The following is a 508-nucleotide window of genomic DNA, read 5'->3' as shown; positions in this document are numbered from 1 at the left end:
AAGTGTCTTTAAATACAAAGCGTTCAGCTGTTGCAGGGTTACCTGCTAAGTCATTACTAGCAACAGTTACTAAATAACCTGAGATCTGGTTAAGCCAACATTAGATTATTACTCTCTAAAATTTCAAGTTCTTGCGATGTTAAATCTAATGACGGCTTTTCCTCTTTTAGGCAATAGGCAATTAATCCACCAAGTAAATTTAGCATAAAGCCATGCATACTGCGGTGTCTAGAGTGTTCAATGTAAGAAATGTTTTTCAATTGATCATTCACCGTTTCGATTATAAATCGTTTTTTCAATAAAGCCCTGTCCCACAATGAAATAAATTTTTTCTTCATATTCTTTCGAACCGTCGTGATTAACTCGACACCTTTTTCTAGTAACTCACCAGAGAGCGCTTTGCTGATATAACCTTTGTCGCCATAGAGTTTTCCGAAGATAGAGTCCGCCATATCAGAAACAGGCTCTCGATCATCCACATTGCCCGTTGTGAGCTTTAGCGCCACAA

General features: G+C 38.0%; 1 protein-coding gene. It reads right to left on the bottom strand.

Annotation, left to right across the window (positions count from 1 at the left end):
* Positions 1–89 precede the first annotated feature (89 nt).
* Positions 90–508, bottom strand: a 419-nt coding sequence (locus V7783_RS21180) for an IS982 family transposase (RefSeq protein ID WP_335680406.1), incomplete at its 5' end; no start/stop codon positions are given.

The sequence above is a fragment of the Pseudoalteromonas sp. genome (assembly GCF_036960685.1).
GTDB lineage: Bacteria > Pseudomonadota > Gammaproteobacteria > Enterobacterales > Alteromonadaceae > Pseudoalteromonas.
This window is presented reverse-complemented; position numbering and strand designations above follow the sequence as displayed.